Here is a 21,371-nt window from a genome sequence, read left to right as displayed (position 1 = left end):
TATGCTTTCAATAAAAAAATATGCCGCTATCGATATAGGTTCTAATGCCGTTAGATTACTTATTGCAAACATAATAGAAGAAAAAGGTAAAGAAGTTAGATTTAAAAAAAGCTCGTTAGTAAGGGTTCCTATTCGTTTAGGGGCCGATGTATTTTTAGAACAAAATATTTCTAAATATAACCAACAACGTATGTTAGATACCATGAAGGCCTTTAAACTTCTCATGAAATCTCATAAAGTGGTTAAATATAAAGCTTGTGCAACTTCGGCCATGCGTGAAGCCGATAACGGGCAGCAAGTATCGGAGGCTATTTTAAAACATTCAAACATAAAAATTGATATTATTGACGGCGAAGAAGAAGCAGCTATTATTGCCGCAACCGATTTGCATGCTTTTATAGACGATTCTAAAACCTATCTTTATGTCGATGTAGGAGGTGGAAGTACGGAATTTTCAGTTATTCATAATGGAAAAAAAATAGCATCGCGTTCTTTTAGAATAGGAACTGTAAGATTGTTAAATGATATTGTTAAGAATGAAACATGGGCCGAAGCCGAAACATGGGTTATTAAACATACCGCAGAATACGAAAAAATAGACCTGATAGGTTCTGGAGGAAATATTAATAAAATTTTTAAAATATCTGGAAAGAAATTAGGAAAACCATTAACCTATTTTTATTTATCATCATATTATAAAACGTTACAAACTTATTCTTACGAGGAGAGAATTACAGAGTTAGACTTAAATCAAGATAGGGCAGATGTTATTATTCCAGCAACAAGAATTTACCTGTCTGCCATGAAATGGAGTGGCGCTAAAGATATGTATGTTCCTAAAATAGGTTTAGCAGATGGTATTATTAAAAGTATATATCATAATACTGTTTCAAGCAATACACAGTAAAAAAAAGCAGTTTGTCTTTATAATATCCTCATTTTAAGATAAAAATATATCTTAGCTGTTATAATTCAGATTATTAACCAAACTACTTTAAAACAATGAAAAAATTAATACTCTTATTGTTTGTTCTGGCTTATACTACGGTTTCGTTTTCTCAAAATGGTTTATACGGAGTTAGAGTAGGCTACAATATTTCCAATTTAGATTTTGATCCAGATGCTAACTTTTCTAACCAACATAGAAATGGTTTTGCAATAGGTTTTTTTGGCGAGTATTTATTAACTAAGTCTATGTCTATTGCACCTGAAATTCAATTTTCTGCTGAAGGTGCTAAAGATAGAGACCTAAGAATAGATTATATTCAAACACCTATTTTATTAAAGTTTCATCTGGGAGACAGGCTTTCTGTAGGTGCTGGACCATTAGTTGGTGTAAAAATTCATGAATATGAAGATGGTTACAAAAACTTTGCCTTTTCAGGAATAGGTGGCGTTGAGTTTATGATTACCGATGAAATTTTTATAGATGCAAGATATCATTATGGGCTAACGAATATTATAGACGATGAAAATGATATTGAAGCTAAAAACACTAATATTCAATTAGGTATTGGTATAAAAATTTAGACGTTTTAAGCGAATATAACATAAAACCTCCAATGTAAGTTGGAGGTTTTATTTTATAAGAGAAGTTTAAGTATCGTTTAACTAGCCATGAATGGTTTCTTTTTTACCTAAGTCTTTCATAATCTCAGCTTCGTAATCAAGAAGGTTTTGCCATTTTTTATCTACATCTTCGCGATTTCCGTATTGTCTTGCAAAACCTAAAAACATGGTGTAATGATTGGCTTCGCTCACCATAAGTTTACGGTAAAACTCGGCTAATTCTTTATCTTCTAATTCTTCCGATAGTAGTCTAAAACGCTCGCAGCTTCTAGCCTCGATTAAAGCAGCATAAAGCAAGCGGTGAACTAATTGTGTGGTTCTGCTACCGCCTTTAGGAAAAAATTTATGTAAAGCAACAACGTATTCGTCTTTTCTATCTCGTCCTAAAACCCAGCCACGTTCAATTATTTTATCATGAACCATTTTAAAATGACTAATTTCTTCTTTTACCAAGGCTGTCATTTCTGTAACTAATTCGGTGTATTCTGGAAAAGATACAATAAGAGAAATAGCTGTACTAGTCGCTTTCTGTTCGCAATAGGCATGATCTGTAAGGATTTCCTCAATATTTTTTTCTACAATGTTTACCCATCTTGGGTCTGTTGGAAGTTTTAATCCTAACATAATTACACGTTTTTTATAATGTTAAACTTTCCTTTATGATCGATGATAAGTTGATAATTAATTTGATGTTTAGATTTTGGTTTTTGCAATAAAACATCAATAATTAATTGATTGTCTTTTAGTGATTTATATTGATTCACCCAGAGACTTTTTAAAATGTATTGATTGAAATCTTTGGGCAGATTATCTATATGTTTAATAAATAATTGCTCGTTAATAACAGTCATAAACACTTCAGAGTTATCTTTATAAACCGTTATTTCTCCAATGGCTTTTCTATAATATTTTTTATGTGTTATTTCATTTCTTTCTTCGGTAATAACAACATGATTAACCATATCTGAATACGACTTAATATGCGCACGGTATCCGTTTGTTAACGTTGTGTCATTAACGTGTTCAGCATAGCTTTCAGGGGAAAAAGCAACCTGTTCAGAAAATGAGCTAGGAAGGTTTTCTTTTATTAAGTTTTCTGTGTAAGACTTTTGTGCACGATGCCGGCCATCACAATTAAAAAAGCAAATAGTGGCAATTAGTGCAATAAAGAAAGTGATAGTTGATTTCATAAAGTTAAATATCTAAACCAAATGTTTTTCGTAACACATCTATATTAGGGTTTTTTTCTTTAAGCTTTTCGTATTTTTCTTGGGTTGTGTAGGCGTATTTTTTTTCAATAACCTCATTAACCGTTATAGAAAGTGATATATCATAATTTTGAAGTGTTTTTCTTAGGTAGTTAAGTAAGTCGTATTGTTGGCGCTCTACTTCAACTTTATTAGTATCGTTAGGAAACTCTAAATGAATTGTTGTGCCGTCTAGTTTAGGCTCGTCTATAGAAAGAATGGAGGCTAGGTTAAATTGCCCTTTTTTCTCAATAATAGCGACAAAATCTTTCCAAGTTTGTCGTAGTTGTTCTTGAGTAAAAGGTTCTTTAGGGAGTTCTTCTTCATTAACAACAACATCCATTTGTCTAATTTCATGCTCCTTTTTGGCTTTTATACTTTTTAACGATAAGCCAGATGTTGACTTTTTAGGAGCGGAAATATCTATTTTAGGTTTTGAAACTTGTTGTTTTTCCTGTTTTACCTCGGTAAGGTTTTGGGTGTCAATATAAGCCGTTTTAGACTCAGTTTTTGCTTGCTTAGGCTTGTTTTTATTGACTTCTTTTTGCTTAGCAGAAGGTTTGGTAACAGGAATTGGCGTAATGCCTTTAGCTTTAAAATAACTTGGAGGAATTATGTAACGTTTGCTATTTTTTTTTTCTCCATCAAAAGTGATAGAGGCTAATTGCATTAAACAAAGTTCGACGAGGAGTCGTTGATTTTTACTGGATTTGTACTTTAAATCGCACTCGTTGGCTAACTCAATGGCTTTTAATAAAAATGCTTGCGAACTTTTTTGTGATTGAATTTTATACTTCTCGGTAGTTTCTTCACCAACTTCTAATAAATCTACGGTTTTAGGATTTTTACAAACTAATAAATCTCTAAAATGAGAGGCTAAACCTGAAATGTAGTGATGTCCATCAAATCCTTGTGCTAAAATGCTATTAAATTGTACTAGTACATCAGGGATATTATTTTCTAAAATAAAATCGGTACTCTTAAAATAGGTTTCATAATCAAGTACATTAAGATTTTCTGTAACCGCTTGTCTTGTTAAATGTTTTCCTGAGAAACTAACCACACGATCAAAAATAGAAAGCGCATCACGCATAGCGCCATCGGCTTTTTGTGCGATAATATGTAAAGCATCGTCTTCGGCTTCAATACCTTGCTCTTCAGCAATGTATTTTAAATATCCTTTAGCGTCTTTAACGGTAATTCGTTTAAAATCGAATATCTGGCAACGCGAAAGAATAGTTGGAATAATCTTATGCTTTTCAGTTGTTGCTAAAATAAAAATGCAGTGCTTTGGAGGTTCTTCTAAGGTTTTTAAAAACGCATTAAAAGCGGCTTGCGATAACATGTGAACCTCATCAATAATATAAACTTTATATTTCCCTACTTGAGGTGGAATCCTAACTTGATCGGTTAGATTACGAATATCGTCTACAGAGTTGTTAGAAGCGGCATCCAATTCAAAAATATTGAAAGCAAAATCTTCATCGCCTTGATCTTGTCCATCGCTATTTATCATTTTTGCCAAAATACGCGCACAAGAGGTTTTACCAACTCCTCTAGGACCTGTAAATAATAGGGCTTGAGCTAGATGGTTGTTTTCAATAGCATTTTTTAATGTATTGGTAATGGCTTGTTGACCAACAACATCTTTAAATGTTTGTGGTCTGTACTTTCTAGCCGATACTACAAAATGTTCCATTGAAAATTGTTAAGCATAACAAAGTTAAAACTTTGCTTTAATTTTTGGAATTATGCTGCTAAAAATTAAAAGTAGTTATTAACAATTTGTGTACTTTTGCGACTAAGTAGATTGCCTTATCGCTGTAATTTTACAGAGGAACGTCCGAACACCATAGTGCAGCATAGTGGTTAACAGCCACCAACCGTGAGGTTAGGAAAAGTGCAACAGAAAGTATGTACAGGTAATGCTGTAGTGAAATCAGGTAAACTCTATGCGGTGCAATGCCATGTATACCAACGCTTGAGTGCGGCACGTACGATTGTTGGAGGGTAGGCAGCTAGAGTGTATTGGCAACAATGCATTAAGATAAATGATAAGGGCTCATTTTTTTGAGTACAGAATTCGGCTTATAGATCTGCTTTTTTATAAAGAAATCACCTTTTTTGAGGTGATTTTTTTATTTATGGGTTTGTGTTGAAGGTGGTTATAAACCACATAATGATGAAATTCCTCTTTTTACTCTCCTTCAGAATGTATTGGTATAATTAATCGAAAAATGTTACCTAATCTGCCTTAGGCAGTTCAAAAAAACTAAAAACACTACCGCCATAACTTTTAGAGTGGCTAAAATATTCTAAAAGCGATAAGTTAGTGTGTTTGGAGTGTTCTATAATAAGATATCCGTGTGGTTCTAATACGTTATTTTTAAAAACTAATTCAGGGATTTTGGAAAAGGCTTCTAAATCAAAATTGTAAGGTGGATCGGCAAAAATTATGGTATGTTTAGTTTTGTAGTGTTCTAAAAACTTAAACACATCACTTTTTATGGTTTGAATAGGCATATCAAACTGTGATGCTGTTTGATTAATGTATTTTATACAGCCGTAATGGCCATCTACAGCCATAATTTGCCTGGTTCCTCTTGAGGCAAATTCGTAACTTATATTGCCAGTTCCAGCAAAAAGATCTAAAACAGATAATTCATCAAAGTAATAGTTGTTATTTAAGATGTTAAAAAGCGCCTCTTTAGCCATATCGGTTGTTGGGCGAACGGGTAAATTTTTAGGGGCTTGTAACTTTCTGCCTTTAAACTGTCCAGAAATAATTCTCATGAAAAACTATGGATTAAGGTAAAGTGAGAATGGTTAGACTTAGGAGTTTCAATATAATTGTAAGTGTCTTTTCTATGCCCAAAAGACACATGTCTAATGTATTTATAGGTAATATTATAAAGGTCGTCGTTTTTAACAATATTACCTAAAAGGATTAGATTTATCTTCTCTGGATTGAGAGATAGCTGCTCTATTGTAAACAAGATATAATAAATAAAGTCTTCTTGAGAGTGGTATTCAAAAGTGTTGTAAAATTTAAGTTTTCCAGAGTTGACTACAATAATTTCAAAATGGGTATCACCAACATTTACATACATGTTTTCTTCTTGAGATAACGTGTCGTTTTTTAAAATCTGTTCTAGGAGTATGGTCGCATAGTGTTTGTAAGAAAAGCTACCAAATTTATCATAAATGTAATTGTTAATGTTTACATAGGGAACGTATACATTCATGCTATTGTTTGCAGTAACGGTGTCGTAAGCAATAAAATCGGACTTTAAAATTTTTGAATTAAACTTTAAATAATCAGCGAGGAGTTCTTCATTAAAAAATTCCTTAGGTACTAAAGTGGCTAAGTCGTTTATATAGATAACTGTTACCTTATTAAAGGTGTTATTTAATTCATCTATGGAATTAAAACAATGTTTTAACTTATCTAGAATTTGAATAGGAGTGGTTTTCTTTTCTAAAGTAATATGCTTTAAAAAAGTAATGGTTTGTGTATCCTGGTCTAGTATACAAAAAGAAAGTCCATTCAAATTAATTTGAATGGACAAATCTTGGTTAGTTAAGTTAGTTGTATTATTCGCTATCGCCATAAGTTTTAGGCCAGTTCCCGTTTGTTTTTACTTCGGTCATCGATCCTACTTTAAGTGCATCGCCATTAACACCATCTACAGAAACGACTTCGTTTTCTTGTGCTAATAAGTCTTTATTTTGGTCGTGTAAGATAATAGATTTTTTAACACTTGCTTCAAAAACAGGAATTTTAACATCGTTTTCTTCAAGTAGTCCAGCTTCCATTTTAAATGTAGCACCTTCTTTGGCGTCTGGTACATTCATCATAGATTTATATCTTGTAGAAGACTTAAATAATGAGTCTCTAACAGGTACAAAGCCTAGAGTATCTATAATTAAAATATCTTTTGTCATTTCAACACCACCGTAACGTTTCGTTAACTCTTCATCTATAACGGTAGAGTCTCTACGTTGTGTTATGGTATATTTTGCGGTATCAATAAACTTCACTAAACTTTCAAAGTCGTTAGCAAAAGTTCCAGTAACTTCTTTATGAGCTAGTTGAGAATTTCTAATATCCACTAACTTTTCAATAACTTTAGCGTAGCGCTTGTCTTTAACTTTGTTAAATTGAATAGGCTCGTAAATGGACATGTACGTTTGGTATCCTAAAAAGATAATTAAGACCCAAAGTAAAATTTGTACAACTGGTTTTGCTTTAGAAGGCACAAATTTATCAATTACCCATACTAAACCAATAGTAAGTAAAATTACAGCAACAGCTATTAAGATGAATTTTAACATGATTTGTGTTATTAATATTAAATAGGTATTAGGCAAATCTACAATTTTTTTTTAATCGTAAAAACCAATAGCCCTAAAAATCATTCCTATATTTGAGAAAATTAAAATCCTAGAATTGTTCTATGAACGCATCTGAATTCTATACACTTATAAAACAGCAGTTTCCATTTACGCCAACCCAAACACAAGATGTTGCACTTTTGCAGTTATCGGAGTTTATTTTTAGTAGCGACCCAAAATCACTTTATTTATTAAAAGGATATGCAGGAACTGGAAAGACAACCATAATAGGAACTATTGTAACCAATTTATGGAAAGCTAAAAAGAGTGCAGTATTAATGGCGCCAACAGGAAGAGCCGCTAAAGTAATTTCTAATTACTCAAAAAAAGAAGCATTTACTATACACAAAAAGATATACTTTCCTAGAAAAGATAAAGGCGGTGGTGTAAAGTTTGTTTTGCAGCCTAATAAACATAAAGACACCATTTTTATTGTAGATGAAGCTTCCATGATTCCCGATACGCCAGGAGAATCTAAACTGTTTGAAAATGGGTCTCTTCTAGACGATTTAATGCAATATGTGTATTCTGGGCATCGCTGTAAATTATTACTTATAGGTGATGTGGCACAGTTACCACCTGTTAAATTAGATTTAAGTCCTGCATTAAACGAACATACCCTAGGCTTGAATTACAATAAAGAGGTTAAAAAAATTGAATTAAATGAAGTGGTGCGTCAAGAACAAGATTCTGGAATACTCCAAAATGCCACAAATTTAAGAGAAGAACTACAAGACGACTTTTTTGACAGCTTTAAGTTTCACTTAAATGGTTTTAAAGATATTGTTAGGCTAGTTGATGGTCATGAAATAATGGGAGCTATCGATGAGTCTTACAGCGAAAACGGTCATGAAGAAACCGCTATTATAGTACGCAGTAATAAGCGAGCTAATTTGTATAATCAGCAAATAAGAAGTCGCATTTTATTTCGAGAGAATGAATTGAGTGCAGGAGATTTTTTAATGGTAGTTAAAAACAATTATTTTTGGATAAAACCAACTACCGAAGCTGGTTTTATAGCCAATGGCGATATTATTGAAATTTTAGAAATATTCCATATTAAAGAGCTTTACGGATTCAGGTTTGCCGAAGTAAAAGTTAAAATGGTTGATTACCCTAGAATGCGTCCATTTGAAACTGTCTTACTCTTAGATACTATCGAGGCGCAAACCCCATCTTTACCATACGAAGATTCTAACAGACTCTATCAAGAAGTAATGAAAGACTATGAAAACGAAAGTAGTAATTACCGTAAATTCTTAAAAGTAAAAAACAATAAGTATTTCAATGCCTTACAAGTTAAGTTTTCTTATGCTATGACGTGCCATAAGTCGCAAGGTGGACAATGGAATACCATTTTTGTAGAACAACCTTATTTACCAGATGGAATTACAAAAGATTACTTACGTTGGCTTTATACCGCTGTAACAAGAGCCAAAGAAAAATTGTATCTTATTGGCTTTAAAGACGATTTTTTTGAAAGCTAATTAGAAAACAATGGATATCGAAACATTAATAAGTATTTTTTTAGGTATTGGTTTAGCCGCATCGGTTGGTTTTAGGGTGTTCGTACCCTTATTTGTGCTTAGTTTAGCTTCGTATTTTAATGTTTGGGAATTAAATGCTTCTTGGCAATGGGTAGGAAGTTTAGCTGCTGTTATAACACTTGGTGTTGCTACAATTGTCGAGATTTTTGCTTATTACATACCGTTTGTCGATAATGTGTTAGATGCTATCGCTATACCATTAGCAACAATAGCAGGAACCGTAGTAATGGTGTCAACAGTGGCCGATTTAAGCCCTGTTATAACTTGGACTTTAGCAATAATAGCAGGAGGAGGAACAGCCACAGCCATAAAAAGTACCGCAGGATCGGCAAGAGTAACATCGTCTGTTTCAACAGCAGGATTTGGTAATCCCGTAGTTTCTACTGTGGAAACAGGTTCCTCTATAATAATGTCTGTTATTTCTGTATTTCTTCCCATATTAGCATTTATTTTTACAATAATAGTTCTGTATTTAATTTTCAAATTTTATAGAAAGATTAAACTTTCAAAACCTTAAAATCACTTTAAAAATTATATTTTTGAAAAAGTATAAAACTGTCTTATGAAGATAATATCCATGATTCCGGCTAGATATAGCGCATCTCGTTTTCCAGCAAAACTTATGCAGGATTTAGCAGGGAAGTCGGTTATTCTAAGAACCTACGAAGCAACCGTAGCTACCAATTTGTTTGATGATGTATATGTTGTTACCGATAGCGATATTATTTTTAATGAAATAGTAAATCATGGTGGAAAAGCCATCATGAGCCAAAAAGAGCATCAATCAGGTAGTGATAGAATAGCCGAAGCGGTAGAAAACTTAGATGTTGATATTGTGGTTAACGTTCAAGGTGATGAGCCGTTTACAGAGCAAGAAAGTCTAAAAAAAGTAATTGAGGTTTTTAAAGACGACCCTAATAAAAAGATTGATTTAGCATCGTTAATGGTAGAAATTACAGATTGGGATGAAATAAACAATCCCAATACAGTTAAGGTAATTGTAGATCAAGAAAATTTTGCGTTATATTTTTCACGAAGTCCTATTCCATATCCACGCGATAAAGAAGCAGGAGCCAGGTATTTTAAGCATAAAGGTATATACGCCTTTAGAAAACAAGCTTTATTAGATTTTTATAACTTGCCAATGCAATTTATAGAAGCCACCGAAAAAATAGAATGCATAAGATATTTAGAATATGGCAAACGCATAAAAATGGTAGAAACAACCATACAAGGCGTAGAAGTTGATACACCAGAAGATTTGGAACGAGCCAGAAAACTATGGAAATAGATTATACTAACATAAAGGTAATAGGCTTTGATGCCGATGATACCCTTTGGGTAAACGAAACCTATTTTCGCGATGCCGAAATGCAGTTTGCTAAAATGTTATCGTCTTACGAAACCATAAATAAAATAGACCAAGAGCTATTTAAAATGGAAATGAAAAATTTACCAGTTTATGGTTATGGTGTAAAAGGGTTTGTGCTATCAATGGTAGAAATGGCTATTGAATTATCAAATGGAGACGTATCTAGTGATATTATTGAGAAAATTCTCAATTTAGGTAAAGACATGATCAATAAACCCGTCGAGCTTTTAAATGATGTAGAACATGTACTGGAAAAATTATCAAATAATTATCGGTTAATTTTAGCTACTAAAGGCGACTTATTAGATCAAGAAAGAAAACTAGAAAAATCAGGTTTATTAAAATACTTCCATCATATAGAAGTTTTAAGTGATAAGCAGGAATCTAATTATAAAAAGCTTTTAAAGCATTTAGATATAGACCCATCAGAATTTTTAATGGTAGGCAACTCATTAAAATCAGATGTGTTACCTTTAGTCAATATAGGAGCAAAAGCAATACATGTTCCGTTTCATACTACTTGGGCTCACGAAACAGTTCAAGAGAAAGACAAAAATGGAAAACAATATCAAACGATTACAACATTGCATGAGATGTTGTCGTTTTTTAATTAACTAAACAAAATTGATGAGTTACAAGAATTTTCCCATGATATCTCGAGTCGTTTTTGGACGCGGAAGTTTTAGTCAATTACAAGAAGTTTTACAGCCAAAACGTTTAAATGCAAAAGCACCATTTATTTATTTAGTAGATGATGTATTTAAAGGAAATGCTTGGGTAACATCGAGAATTCCTCTGTCCTACGACGATGAAATCCTATATATTTCTGCAGACGAAGAACCTAAAACATCTCAAGTTGATATTTTAGTTGAACAAATCATTTTAAAATATAGAGAAAAACCTTCAGGTATAATTGGTATTGGTGGCGGAACCATTTTAGATTTAGCAAAAGCTGTTTCAATTATGCTTACCAATCCTGGGTCAGCCAAAGATTACCAAGGTTGGGATTTAGTTAAAAACCCAGCAATTTATCATGTAGGCGTTCCAACTATATCTGGTACTGGAGCCGAAGTTTCTAGAACGACCGTTTTAACAGGACCAGAAAAAAAATTAGGCATTAATTCAGATTACACGCCTTTCGATCAAGTTTTATTAGATCCCGAGTTAACCAAAGATGTTCCTAAACAACAATGGTTTTATACAGGTATGGATTGTTATATTCACTGTATAGAATCGCTTACAGGGACTTATCTAAATGCTTTTAGCCAAAGTTATGGTGAAAAAGCTTTTGAGTTATGTAAAGAAATATTTTTAGATAATAAGCTGTCTGACAAAGAATCTCAAGATAAACTTATGATGGCCTCTTGGCATGGTGGTATGAGTATTGCCTATTCTCAAGTTGGTGTGGCGCACGCCATGAGTTATGGATTAGGTTATTTATTAGGAACAAAACACGGTGTTGGAAACTGTATTGTGTTTGACCATCTTGAAGAATTTTATCCTGAAGGCGTTAGAATGTTTAAGGACATGAAAAAAGCTCATAATATTGAACTGCCACAAGGACTTTGTAAAAACCTTTCAGATAAAGAGTTTGATACCATGATAGATGTTTCTTTAGGCATGGTACCGCTATGGGAAAATGCCGTTGGAAAAAACTGGGAAAAAATAATTACTCGTGAAAAGCTTAGAGCACTTTACGAAAAAATGTAAAGATGCGTTGGTTAGCTAAATTTATTTATTTTAAACTCTTAGGTTGGAAAATTACTGGAAACACTAATTTTTCTAAGGATACAGTTAAAAAAGCCGTTTTAATAGCTGTTCCTCATACTAGTTGGCACGACTTTTATATTGGAATTCTTTTAAGAAAAATTGTCGCTATAAAAGTTAGTTTTATAGCTAAACGCGAATTATTTATTGGACCTTTAGGTTGGTACTTAAAACGTGTAGGTGGTAGTCCGTTAGATAGAACTTCAGGGCAAAATAAAGTTGAAGCTATTGCTAAGCTTTTTAACGGAAAAGACGAGTTCAGACTGGCTTTAGCACCAGAAGGCACAAGAAAAAAAGTCGCTAAGTGGAAAACAGGATTTTACTACATTGCTAAATCGGCTAATGTGCCAATAATTATGTTTACATTAGATTTTAAACACAAGCAAAACCATATTTCAGAACCATTTTACCCAACAAACAATATTGATGCCGATTTTGCTTTTATGCACCAGTTTTTTGAAGGCGTAAAAGGCAAATGTGCTAAATATTCTTAATTCTTGGCATGAGTTTTGCAACTTATTAATAAACAGGTGAATGAAACATAAAGTAAACAATGTATTTGTCCCTAAAAAGAAACATTCGCTAACTTATAATAATAAAAGAAGCTGTCTAAACTTAAGGTAGTTTCTTTTATTCTTCTACATCAAAACTTTTCATTTCTTGTAATGGCTCTATTACATCGTAATCTTTCCATATTTCAGAGCTGTAACGTTTTTCTGTTTTGTAGTCTACTTTTTTTACTTCTTTTAAGCTTTCGTATTCAGTATTTGATAATGTTTTTTGCGAAATAAATAGCAACTCGGTTTTTTCTTTAAAAGTACCTTCAACATTAAAGTCGAAAGCAAATTTATTACCTCTGTCGTCATTTTCTATAAACTTAAACGGACGGTTTACATAAAAGTAACGGTCTATATGTTCGCTAATATATCTTGGGTAATAATAGCCATCTTCTGCTTTTTTAAACATAACAGCTCCGTTTTTACCATTTTCAACGTATTTTATACCTAACAGCAGTCTTAAATTAAATTTCTCACCAACGCGCCCTTTATAAAACTTGTAATCGGCTCTTAAAACAGCAAAACTCTCATTAGAAATATACATGGTTCCTTCGTAATCTACAGAACTTCTTTTGGGTTTAAACGTAATAATATAAACCATTTCGTTATCTAAAAAGGTTATGTCGGCTAGTTCATATTCATATTTCCTAGTTTCATAAATAAAATCTAACATACTAGATTTAGAAATGGCATGATTATTTATTTTTTCTAGCATTAGGTTTTTTAACAAACCAACCGAATTAATGGTGTCTTCCATTTTGTTGCCTTGCTCTTGTTCTTTTAAAGATACTGAGTCAGAGAGTTTAAACCAGCCAGATTTTACGGTGTAAATTTTGTTTTTATCTAAATGATTAGAGACGAGATCTTTCCCTCTTTCAGCTAGTTTTTCAAGCGACTGGTCGTTTCTTTCATCTAGAAATCTAACCGCTTTATCAATTTTAAGTTTAGAGTTGTTATTGTCTTTAATTTTTAAGTTGGCAATCAAGTCGGTATATTGTTTAGAGCGGTTATTAAGTAAGGTGGTTTCTAAGGTATTAATATCTTTATTAATATTTTTTAGTTGTTTTCTAGAAAACCCTGTAGATTTGTCTATCTCGAAATCAATATTTTTACCTTGAATAAACTCGGTTCTACGACTAAAAATATTATAATCTACCTGACTTGTGTTGTAGTTTTTAGAGATGTTTTGGTTAACATAGTACATAATAGAATCGACACTTAAGTTTCGGTTTGTTAAATATACTTCGCTTAATTCGTTAACTTGTTCTTTTAAAGTGTAATTTGAAGATGAGAAGTCTTTCACTAACATACCTAGTTTTTCATAGCCTAAGCAAGAAATTTTTACAGAATCTGTCTCTTTAAAATTAGTTTTATTAATAGAGAAATTTCCTTCTTCATTAGTAATTACACCATAACCATCACCAATTTGAACAGTTGCAAAAGGAATTGGTTCTTTGGAGTCGCTTAAAACTTTCCCAGATATTTCTTGGGCAAAACTAAAGATTGAACATAAGAAGGCTAAAAGCGAGAAGGTGTGTTTTAAGAATGTCATAAGATGGTTTTTATTTAAGACGATTTATAGTAGGTTTTGTTACGAGGTTGTTAACTAGTTTAACTTTTGTTTTTGTTGAAATTGATGTAATAGTTTATTGGTTTGTTGTTGTAATTGGGCTTTAAAATAAGGCGTCCAACCAATTAAAATCCCTTTAAAACCTAGTGCTTGTTTTGACCATTTATAAAGGTTAAATGTATCGGTATGTGCAATTATTTTGCCATCTTTAAATACAAATTTGGCATTAACGGTATTGTGTATTTTTCGTTTTGTTTTGCTGAATGTATAAAAAGCTTCCCAAGTAGCAGAGTTATTTGTAATGTTATAAGCGGTTATTTTAAAGTTTTGTCCTTGTTGCGACTGGCATAACATACGCCACATGTTTTTTGCTTGATGTCCTTTTAAAGTGCCAAAAGCAGGATCTTTAAAAATAACATCGTCATGATAATAACTTACCATGGTTTCGGCATCTAGGTTATTAAACGCTTTATAAAACGCATCGATGGTGTTTTCCATATCACTAAAAATAAATAAAAAAAGGCTACAAAAAATTGTAGCCTCTATATTTTTATCACAGTTTTAACGAAATGCTAGTCTGTGGTTTCTTCCATAGTATGATATACGTTTTGTACATCGTCATCTTCTTCAATCTTTTCTAAAAGTTTTTCAACGTCTTCAGCCTGTTCTGCTGTTAATTTTTTAGTAACCTGCGGAATACGTTCAAAACCAGAAGACAATATTTCAATATTATTTTCTTCTAAATATGCTTGTATTTTACCAAAGCTTTCAAAAGGGGCGTAAATCATTACGCTGTTTATTTCGTTGCCATCTTCATCTTCATCGGTATCTTCAAAAATTTCTTCAACACCAAAGTCAATCAGCTCAAGTTCAAGTTCTTCTAAATCTAAGTTTTCGCCTTTAACTTTAAAGTTACAGGTATGATCAAACATAAACGAGACCGATCCAGAGGTGCCTAAACTACCATCACATTTATTAAAGTAGCTTCTTATGTTGGCAACAGTTCTTGTGTTATTGTCGGTAGCTGTTTCTACTAAAATAGCAATGCCATGGGGTGCGTAACCTTCAAAAAGAACTTCTTTATAGTCGCCTTGACTTTTATCGCTAGCACGTTTTATGGCACGTTCGATATTGTCTTTAGGCATGTTAACCGATTTCGCATTTTGAATAACGGCTCTTAAGCGGGCATTGGTGTCTGGGTCTGGACCGCCTTCTTTAACAGCCATTACAATATCTTTACCAATGCGTGTAAAGGCTTTGCTCATTGCTGCCCAACGCTTCATTTTTCTTGCTTTGCGAAATTCAAACGCTCTTCCCATATGTTATTTTAATTATGTTTTTAGTTTTTCCAAATTTACTAAAAATGCTGTGTAGAAAAAATTGTTATTCTTGTACTTCAACAATGGTTTCTATAGCTTCGGCTAATTTAAAGTCTTTTTTTGTTACGCCACCAGCATCGTGTGTAGATAATGAGATGCTTAAAGTGTTATAAATATTGGTCCAATTAGGATGATGGTTTAGGGCTTCGCATTCAAAAGCAATACGACTCATGGCACTAAAACAATCTTTAAAATTGTCGAATTCAAATTCTACATGAATAGCATTATTGCTGTATGTCCAATCAGGAAATCGCAAAAGGTATTTTTCAATATCTTGTTCGGAAAGTTTTGACATAATAATGGGTTTGTTTATTAGTATAATAAAGGTAACTATTTAAACACTTTATGCCAATTATAGGGATAATTCTTTTAAGACATCTTTACTTTTAATAGATAGATGCTTAGGGAGTTTATTATCCTTTGGTAAAACAGCTAGAAACCTATCATCATTTGTGGTGTAAACTTGTTTATAAGTAGGATGATAGTTACCAAGAGCATTAACAATATCTTTAATAAAATCGTTGTGATGAACTAAATCGTCACTGCCTAAGTGATAGATTCCAGATTTATTTCGGTTTATAATGTAATGTATTTGTTGCGTAACTTTTCTATCGCTAGTAACATTAACGACTAGGTTGGGGAAAATTTCTATAGGCTCATTATCAGTCAATAGTTGTTTTATTTCTAAAACTCTAGGAGATTGTGCCCCAAAAACCATAGGTAATCTTGCAATAACATATTGTTTTTTGGGTAAGCGCATAAGCATGTCTTCAATTTTTATTTTGAAATGCCCATAAACACTATGGCTTAATGTTTTGTCGTTTTCGTAGCTAGGGAACTGACTGTAAGCATCGAACACATTAGCCGATGATAGAAAAATAATCTTAATGGTTTTATGCGATTTTAAATACTCGAATATATGGCGATGTGCTGTAACCTGAGCCGAAAAATCACCACGTAAAGCAGAAATAATAATTGTTGGTTGTGTGGCTTTAATAATTTCTATAACATCGTCTTCTTCGACATTATATGGAAAGAAATGTTGATTTTTCTCAAAATCTTTATTGGAAATCCTGTAAGTGCCAAACGTATTAAAATAGGAGCAGAGTTCTTTATAAATGGCGTGACCTAAAAAACCGCTTGCTCCTAATATTAAGATTCTATGTTTGCTATTACTCTCCTTCATTAATCATTCTGCAAAGCTATTATCCTTTATAAAAGGGCAACTTGACAATAGTTGCAGGAATAGCTTTTTTACGTACTTGTATATTTATGTTGGTGCCAACTTTGGATAATGGTGTTGGTACATAGCCTAAACCAATGCCTTTTCCTAAACTTGGCGACATGGTTCCAGAGGTTACTTGTCCTATAGTTTCACCTTCATTATTAACAATATCGTAGCCTTGTCGTGGAATACCACGTTCGTTAAGTTCGAAAGCAATTAACTTGCGTTCTGACCCGCGGTTTTTTTCTTCCTCTAATGCTTTAGAATTAGTGAATTCTTTGGTGAATTTTGTAATCCATCCTAATTTAGCTTCTATAGGCGATGTGGTATCGTCAATATCATTTCCGTAAAGACAAAAGCCCATTTCTAAACGTAGCGTGTCGCGTGCTGCTAAACCTATTGGCTTGGCACCTGCTTCGAGAACTTTACCCCAAATTTGTTTTACTTCGCTGTTTTTACAGTAAATTTCAAAACCGCCGCTTCCGGTATATCCAGTAGCAGAGATAATCACGTGTTCTATTCCTGCAAAATCGCCAACAACAAAGTTGTAGAATTTAATATCGGATAAATCATGTGAGCTTAAACTTTGCATAGCCTCTACAGCTTTTGGGCCTTGAATGGCAAGTAAGGAATAGTCTTCACTAATATCTCTCATCTCGGCATTAACATCGTTTTTAGATTGCAACCAATCCCAATCCTTTTCAATATTACTGGCGTTAACAACTAAAAGATATGTTTCTTCTTTTATGCGGTAAATAATTAAATCGTCTACAATACCGCCATCGTCGTTGGGCATACAACTATATTGTGCTTTGCCTATGGTAAGTTTTGAGGCATCGTTACTACATGTTTTTTGAATTAATGCTAATGCATTTGGTCCTTCAATTAGGAATTCCCCCATATGGGAAACATCAAAAACGCCAACCGATTGTCTTACGGTTTCGTGTTCTATATTGACACCTTCGTATTGTACTGGCATGTTATATCCTGCAAACGGCACCATTTTAGCGCCTAATTCTATATGTGTTTCGGTAAGTGCTGTGTTTTTCATTGTATTGTTATGTTAGTTGCGCAAAAGTAATTAAAATAATATGGAAAGTTTTAAAAGTATAGCTAAGAACCACCATAAATAAATGTTAATTTACAGTGTTTAATAAGTTGACTTTATTTTATGTGGTTAATGTTTTACCACCAAACTACAAAACATTTTTGAGTCTGTCCTTTGTAATTTTTAATCCAAACCATAGGCGAACGTTTTTGCTCCAATAACAATTTTAGTTGAGGTTTACATTCTGAAAACGTTAACCAATCAATTTGAATATCAATTTCAGAGAGCCAATCTAGTTTCTTGGGGATAAAAAACTTACAGTTTTGAAGTGCTTTTATGTCTTCAAATGTATAGTAATACCCCATAATACTATTGGGATTTATGAGTTTAAAGTCATAATTTTTTATATGGTATGGAATAAATAATTGAGCTTTAAAATGTACACATTGTTTTATCTTAGTTATATTTAAATCAAACTGTTTTAAAGTCTTTTGTGTTTCATTTTTATAGAGTAGAGGAAGTTGTTTTGTTTTTAACTTTTCGAGCTTTTCTACAAAGCTATCGTTCCTGTTTGGACCAATCCAACGGTTAATTTCAACAGCTTTAATAGTGGGGTCGTACAGATAAAATTTATAAACAATCTCCACATGATAAGGCGTGTTGTTTTTTAATAATAGACAATCAAGTTCGCCTATGGTACGTTTATTTTGATAGATAACAATATTTTCGTCGATTATCTTTATCGAATTATCTTGCTTTAGTTGGTGGGATACTAATCGCTCAACCCATTTTCCTAGCCGTATGTTTTTCTCTATTTTCTCTTGAAAAGGAACTTGAGTTGTGGCAATTTTAAATTGCTGTAAATTAGCTATTACATTGTTGCTCCAAAGCAAAGGCGTGTTTATAAAACCAATAAAATAACGTTGCTGTTTTGTCATGCATTAAAGTTACATTAATCAAATAATAATAACATTTGATGATTAGGGTTGCTATGTGTTTTGGATATTTTAAAATAATATTCACCAACAATTTTAAACCCAGCTTTTTTGTAAAAGGCAATAGCTCTATGGTTTTCAACCCAAGTAAATAACCAGAGACCATTTTGGTTTAAACGTTTGGTTTCTTTAACAGCATGATTAAAGAACTTTAGCCCTAATTTTAATTGCTGAAATTCTTCTAATAAATATAAGCGTTCTAATTTAGTAATATAACTATGTGAGATATTCTCTTGTGACGCATTAGGGACTATTTTATAGTATCCAATAGGCTGTTTATTATAATATAATACCCAGAAATGATTTGAATAATCACTTATTTCCGAAAGAAATTTATCGGTATTTAAATGTGACCTTACATAATGTGTAATATCTTGTTTTGAAGCACTATATCCATGAGACTGTAAAAATGTTTTAGAGCCCAATTTTGAAAGTAATTGAGCGTCTTTTATTGTTGCTTTTTCTATGGTAACCATAGCCGCAAAGTTAATTCAAAAGAAGAGCTTTTAATTGCTCGTAAGTTGAAATTTTAACAGCTTGCTTTTCTTTGTCCATAACGCTTAAAATTTGCTTAGGGAGTTCGATGTTTTCCTTAATAGTATCTTCTACAATATCTAAAAATTTAGTTGGGTGAGCTGTTTCTAAAAACACACAATGATTATTAGGGTGCTGTTTTAGATAATCTTTACAAGCTAAAAAACCAACAGCACCATGTGGATCTGCAATATAATTGTAATCACTATAAAGTTCGTTTATAGCACTAATTGTTTCTGTATCAGAGTAACTATAACCGCTAAGGTTTTTAGACAATATTTCAAAATTGTTATTATGTAATTCTTGAATACGTACAAAATTGCTCGGGTCTCCAACATCCATAGCATTACTAATTGTTTGGATAGATGGTTTTGGAGTATAATTTTGCGTATGTAAATATTGCGTGACAATATTATTAGCATTATTAGCAGCTATAAAATGTTTAATGGGGAACCCTAAGCGTTGTGCCATCATACCAGCACAAATATTTCCAAAATTCCCACTAGGCACCGAAAAGACAAGGTTATTATACTTTTTGTGCAATTGTTTATAAGCAAACATAAAGTAAAACATTTGTGGTAACCAACGCGCTACATTTATAGAGTTTGCTGAGGTGAGTTGCATTTTGCTAGTGATGGACTGATCTAAAAAAGCACGTTTTACCATAGCTTGGCAATCATCAAATGTGCCATCAACTTCTAATGCTTTAATATTTTTTTTAAGTGTTGTTAATTGCTTTTCTTGAATATCGCTTACTTTTCCGCTAGGGTATAGAATAACCACGTTAACACCTTCAACACCTAAAAAACCATTAGCAACTGCGCCACCAGTATCGCCCGAAGTGGCTACTAAAACAGTAACTTCATTATTGTTTCCTTGATTAAAATAGCCTAAACATCTTGCCATAAATCTTGCGCCAACATCTTTAAATGCCATTGTAGGTCCGTGAAAAAGCTCTAGACTCGAAACGGTATCTGTTATTTTTTCAATAGGAAAATTAAATGATAGCGTGTCGTCAATAATATTCTTTAAAACATCATTTGGAATATCTGGCGATGTAAATTGTTTTATGGTTTCAAAAGCAATTTCTGAATTTGATAAGGAGTCAATATTCTTAAAAAAAGAGTGGGATAGTGGTGTTATACTCTCTGGGAAATACAAACCTTTATCTGGTGCTAACCCTTTTATTACTGCGTCTTTAAAGCTCGTTTTTGGAGCTTGTTTATTTAAGGAATAATATGTCATGAGATTGTTTTTATACCTTGAGAGTTAATTTTAGATGTATAGATTTTAAAATCTATAGTTGTGCTTTTATAAACGTTTTGAAAAGCTTTTGCTACTTGCTTGGATTTAATTTCTCCTTGAGAAAGTGCAAAAATGGATGGGCCAGAACCAGAAATACCAACACCTAAAGCACCAGATTGTATCGCCAAACTTTTAGCTTCATCAAAGTACGGAATAAGTTGTTTTCTATGTGGTTCTACAATATTATCTACCAACGAACGACTAATTAACCCATAATCCGATGTATGTAATCCGTGAACTAAACTTCCAACATTCGCCCATTGTGCCATCCCTTTTTTAAGGGATATATCTTTTGGTAATAAAGCTCTTGCTTCTGAGGTTTTTACTTCAATTTGTGGATGCACAATTGTTACATAGAGTTCTTTTGGTGTTGGTAATTCTATAATTTCTAATGGGTTTAAGCTTTTAACTAAAGTGAAACCACCAAAAAGTCCAGGAGCAATATTATCAGCATGTTCGTTGCCGCTTGCAACAGCTTCTCCTTTCATAGCAAAAGCAGTTAGCTGTGTTTTATTAAAGGGTTTCCCAAGTAGTTTGTTAATAGCATAAACGGTTCCGGAAGCGCTTGCAGAGCTACTTCCAATACCACTTCCTGGTTTAATGCGTTTATGAATTTCTATATCGAATCCAAAATTAACTTGTGCTGCTTTTAAAATGGCCAATCCGGCAACACCAGCAACGTTTTCTTCTGGGTCTAGTGGGAGGCTATAGCCTTCAATTTTACTTATTGTAATGCCTTTTGATTTTGTTTTCCTGATAATCATGTCATCACCTACAGAGTCTAGGCAAAACCCAAGAACATCAAAGCCACAAGAAACGTTGGCCACCGTAGCTGGCGAAAATATTTTTATTGTATCCATA

Annotated in this window: 24 protein-coding genes and 1 other RNA gene; 9 read left to right on the top strand and 16 right to left on the bottom strand. The window is 32.8% G+C overall.

Annotation, left to right across the window (positions count from 1 at the left end; translation table 11 throughout):
* The first annotated feature begins 1 nt into the window (after position 1).
* Positions 2-907: an exopolyphosphatase gene (locus R3L15_RS06895; protein ID WP_338734087.1), complete on the top strand. Its 906-nt coding sequence runs from the start codon at positions 2-4 to the stop codon at positions 905-907.
* 95 nt (positions 908-1,002) lie between these two features.
* A complete protein-coding gene (locus R3L15_RS06890) occupies positions 1,003-1,530 on the top strand; it encodes a porin family protein (RefSeq protein ID WP_338734086.1) in 528 nt (175 codons plus the stop codon).
* An 81-nt stretch (positions 1,531-1,611) separates the two neighbouring features.
* Here R3L15_RS06890 and R3L15_RS06885 read toward each other — a convergent pair whose 3' ends face one another.
* From R3L15_RS06885 to R3L15_RS06875, 3 genes are read right to left on the bottom strand one after another with little or no spacing between them, the layout of a single operon-like run.
* Positions 1,612-2,193, bottom strand: a complete 582-nt coding sequence (locus R3L15_RS06885; RefSeq protein WP_338734084.1) for a tRNA-(ms[2]io[6]A)-hydroxylase — start codon at positions 2,191-2,193, stop codon at positions 1,612-1,614.
* A gap of 2 nt (positions 2,194-2,195) precedes the next feature.
* Entirely contained in the window at positions 2,196-2,759 is a 564-nt protein-coding gene (locus R3L15_RS06880) for a hypothetical protein (RefSeq protein WP_338734082.1), read from the bottom strand.
* Positions 2,760-2,763: 4 nt separating this feature from the next.
* Complete coding sequence (locus R3L15_RS06875) at positions 2,764-4,515, bottom strand: DNA polymerase III subunit gamma/tau (protein ID WP_338734081.1); 1,752 nt, start codon at positions 4,513-4,515, stop codon at positions 2,764-2,766.
* A gap of 103 nt (positions 4,516-4,618) precedes the next feature.
* Between R3L15_RS06875 and rnpB the strand changes: the two genes are divergently transcribed.
* Positions 4,619-4,923: RNase P RNA component class A (gene rnpB, locus R3L15_RS06870), an RNA gene on the top strand.
* Between the two features lie 137 nt (positions 4,924-5,060).
* Here rnpB and R3L15_RS06865 read toward each other — a convergent pair.
* From R3L15_RS06865 to R3L15_RS06855, 3 genes are read right to left on the bottom strand one after another with little or no spacing between them, the layout of a single operon-like run.
* The gene (locus tag R3L15_RS06865; RefSeq protein ID WP_338734080.1) at positions 5,061-5,609 is read right to left on the bottom strand and encodes an RsmD family RNA methyltransferase; all 549 of its coding nucleotides are present in this window, start codon (positions 5,607-5,609) and stop codon (positions 5,061-5,063) included.
* Entirely contained in the window at positions 5,606-6,427 is an 822-nt protein-coding gene (locus R3L15_RS06860) for a DUF3822 family protein (RefSeq protein ID WP_338734079.1), read from the bottom strand. Before R3L15_RS06860 ends, R3L15_RS06865 begins: the two co-directional genes overlap by 4 nt.
* Positions 6,411-7,151, bottom strand: coding sequence for a hypothetical protein (locus R3L15_RS06855; RefSeq protein WP_338734077.1), 741 nt, complete (start codon positions 7,149-7,151; stop codon positions 6,411-6,413). Before R3L15_RS06855 ends, R3L15_RS06860 begins: the two co-directional genes overlap by 17 nt.
* A gap of 122 nt (positions 7,152-7,273) precedes the next feature.
* Here R3L15_RS06855 and R3L15_RS06850 point away from each other — a divergent pair, with 122 nt between their 5' ends.
* The 6 genes from R3L15_RS06850 to R3L15_RS06825 are packed head-to-tail and all read left to right on the top strand — an operon-like array spanning position 7,274 to position 12,391.
* Positions 7,274-8,698, top strand: a complete 1,425-nt coding sequence (locus tag R3L15_RS06850) for an AAA family ATPase (RefSeq protein ID WP_338734076.1) — start codon at positions 7,274-7,276, stop codon at positions 8,696-8,698.
* Between the two features lie 10 nt (positions 8,699-8,708).
* Positions 8,709-9,275 carry a DUF4126 domain-containing protein gene (locus R3L15_RS06845; protein ID WP_338734075.1) on the top strand — a complete coding sequence of 189 codons (567 nt, stop codon included), beginning with the start codon at positions 8,709-8,711 and terminating at the stop codon, positions 9,273-9,275.
* Between the two features lie 45 nt (positions 9,276-9,320).
* Entirely contained in the window at positions 9,321-10,049 is a 729-nt protein-coding gene (kdsB, locus tag R3L15_RS06840) for a 3-deoxy-manno-octulosonate cytidylyltransferase (RefSeq protein WP_338734074.1), read from the top strand.
* The gene (locus R3L15_RS06835; protein ID WP_338734072.1) at positions 10,040-10,744 is read left to right on the top strand and encodes an HAD family hydrolase; all 705 of its coding nucleotides are present in this window, start codon (positions 10,040-10,042) and stop codon (positions 10,742-10,744) included. The genes kdsB and R3L15_RS06835 overlap by 10 nt, the downstream gene beginning before the upstream one ends.
* A 13-nt stretch (positions 10,745-10,757) precedes the next feature.
* Positions 10,758-11,840 (top strand): iron-containing alcohol dehydrogenase family protein, encoded by a 1,083-nt coding sequence (locus R3L15_RS06830; RefSeq protein ID WP_338734070.1) that lies wholly within the window; start codon positions 10,758-10,760, stop codon positions 11,838-11,840.
* 2 nt (positions 11,841-11,842) lie between these two features.
* Positions 11,843-12,391 (top strand): 1-acyl-sn-glycerol-3-phosphate acyltransferase, encoded by a 549-nt coding sequence (locus tag R3L15_RS06825; RefSeq protein ID WP_338734069.1) that lies wholly within the window; start codon positions 11,843-11,845, stop codon positions 12,389-12,391.
* A gap of 136 nt (positions 12,392-12,527) precedes the next feature.
* Here the strand turns inward: R3L15_RS06825 and R3L15_RS06820 are convergent, their stop codons facing one another.
* The 10 genes from R3L15_RS06820 to R3L15_RS06775 form a co-directional block, all read right to left on the bottom strand.
* Positions 12,528-14,006 (bottom strand): carboxypeptidase-like regulatory domain-containing protein, encoded by a 1,479-nt coding sequence (locus R3L15_RS06820; protein WP_338734068.1) that lies wholly within the window; start codon positions 14,004-14,006, stop codon positions 12,528-12,530.
* Between the two features lie 54 nt (positions 14,007-14,060).
* On the bottom strand, positions 14,061-14,522 hold the full coding sequence (locus tag R3L15_RS06815; RefSeq protein ID WP_338734067.1) for a nuclear transport factor 2 family protein: 462 nt from the start codon (positions 14,520-14,522) through the stop codon (positions 14,061-14,063).
* Between the two features lie 74 nt (positions 14,523-14,596).
* Positions 14,597-15,343, bottom strand: a complete 747-nt coding sequence (locus R3L15_RS06810) for a YebC/PmpR family DNA-binding transcriptional regulator (RefSeq protein ID WP_338734065.1) — start codon at positions 15,341-15,343, stop codon at positions 14,597-14,599.
* 64 nt (positions 15,344-15,407) lie between these two features.
* A complete protein-coding gene (locus tag R3L15_RS06805; RefSeq protein ID WP_338734063.1) occupies positions 15,408-15,698 on the bottom strand; it encodes a 4a-hydroxytetrahydrobiopterin dehydratase in 291 nt (96 codons plus the stop codon).
* A 57-nt stretch (positions 15,699-15,755) separates the two neighbouring features.
* On the bottom strand, positions 15,756-16,589 hold the full coding sequence (locus R3L15_RS06800) for a sugar nucleotide-binding protein (RefSeq protein ID WP_338734061.1): 834 nt from the start codon (positions 16,587-16,589) through the stop codon (positions 15,756-15,758).
* A 19-nt stretch (positions 16,590-16,608) separates the two neighbouring features.
* Positions 16,609-17,679 (bottom strand): glycine cleavage system aminomethyltransferase GcvT, encoded by a 1,071-nt coding sequence (gene gcvT, locus R3L15_RS06795; RefSeq protein WP_338734059.1) that lies wholly within the window; start codon positions 17,677-17,679, stop codon positions 16,609-16,611.
* Between the two features lie 134 nt (positions 17,680-17,813).
* Positions 17,814-18,614 (bottom strand): DUF1853 family protein, encoded by an 801-nt coding sequence (locus R3L15_RS06790; RefSeq protein ID WP_338734057.1) that lies wholly within the window; start codon positions 18,612-18,614, stop codon positions 17,814-17,816.
* A 14-nt stretch (positions 18,615-18,628) separates the two neighbouring features.
* Positions 18,629-19,147 (bottom strand): GNAT family N-acetyltransferase, encoded by a 519-nt coding sequence (locus tag R3L15_RS06785; protein ID WP_338734056.1) that lies wholly within the window; start codon positions 19,145-19,147, stop codon positions 18,629-18,631.
* A 10-nt stretch (positions 19,148-19,157) separates the two neighbouring features.
* On the bottom strand, positions 19,158-20,450 hold the full coding sequence (gene thrC, locus R3L15_RS06780; protein ID WP_338734055.1) for a threonine synthase: 1,293 nt from the start codon (positions 20,448-20,450) through the stop codon (positions 19,158-19,160).
* On the bottom strand, positions 20,447-21,370 hold the full coding sequence (locus R3L15_RS06775) for a homoserine kinase (protein ID WP_338734054.1): 924 nt from the start codon (positions 21,368-21,370) through the stop codon (positions 20,447-20,449). The genes thrC and R3L15_RS06775 overlap by 4 nt, the downstream gene beginning before the upstream one ends.
* Position 21,371: the final 1 nt, after the last annotated feature.

Source organism: Mangrovimonas cancribranchiae (genome assembly GCF_037126245.1).
GTDB lineage: Bacteria > Bacteroidota > Bacteroidia > Flavobacteriales > Flavobacteriaceae > Mangrovimonas > Mangrovimonas cancribranchiae.
This window is presented reverse-complemented; position numbering and strand designations above follow the sequence as displayed.